1 protein-coding gene and 1 pseudogene are annotated in these 882 nt (G+C 66.1%); one reads left to right on the forward strand and one right to left on the reverse strand.

Features of this window, described 5'->3' with window-relative positions; all coding sequences use genetic code 11:
* Window positions 1-269 (forward strand): annotated as a pseudogene (locus tag I5W_RS26185) (phytoene desaturase family protein); the annotation flags it as partial.
* An 86-nt stretch (window positions 270-355) separates the two neighbouring features.
* Here I5W_RS26185 and I5W_RS26190 read toward each other — a convergent pair.
* On the reverse strand, window positions 356-882 hold a 527-nt coding region (locus I5W_RS26190), incomplete at its 5' end, for a helix-turn-helix transcriptional regulator (RefSeq protein ID WP_044531458.1).

Below are 882 nucleotides of genomic sequence, written 5' to 3' on the forward strand. Positions count from 1 at the left end.
GGGGTGGGCCACGGGTCGTGGGCCGCCGCGCTTATTCGCCGGCCGATCTGGAAGCGTTGAACTGCAACCTGGTGGGTGGCGATCCGTATTCGGGTGTATGTTCGCCCGACCAGTTCTTCTGGCTGCGTCCGTTTGCCGGCAGCCACGGGGCGCGCGGACAGCAGACGACCGTCGCCAATGTCTTCCACATCGGTGCCAGCACCCATCCCGGACCGGGACTGGGCGCGGGTTCCGGTTACATGGTGGCGCAGCGGCTGGCCCCGCGCTGACGCGGTCTTTCTCTACGCTCTGGTCTGGTCTGGAGGGTTTGTGCGCCGGGTGATCCCGGCGCATTTTTTTCGTCAATCGCCAGGGGTCAGCGCGCCCGCAAGGTCTTGCTGGGCGACTCGCCGTAGCGTTGCTTGTATTCGTTGCTGAAGCGGCCCATGTGGGCGAAGCCCCAGCGCAGCGCCACACCGGCCACGTGGTTGCTGTCGCCGCTCATGAGCTCGGCGCGGGCGCGTTCCATGCGCAGGTCGCGCAGGTATTGCATCGGGCTCACGCCGAGGAAATCCTTGAAGCCAGCATAGAGGCTGCGCACGCTCACGCCGGCGGCCTGGGCCAGTTGCTCGGCCGTGACCGGCTCGTGTGCATGAGCTTCCAGGAAATCCTGGGCGCGCCGCACATGGCGCGGCAGGATGGTACTGCGGCGTGCCGGGGCGTCCTCGCAATGGTTGTGACGATGCGAAGTGACCAGGATGGACGCCGCCAGCTGTTCGATCTGCGACACCACGATCTTGTGCATGGCCAGGTCGGGATGCTGCAGGGTGCAGTCGATCAGGTAGGACAGCATGCATTGCCACGGCGCACAGTCGCGCCAGCGAAAGCCGAGCTCGAAACGCA

The organism is Herbaspirillum sp. B65 (genome assembly GCF_000333555.1).
GTDB lineage: Bacteria > Pseudomonadota > Gammaproteobacteria > Burkholderiales > Burkholderiaceae_D > Herbaspirillum > Herbaspirillum rubrisubalbicans.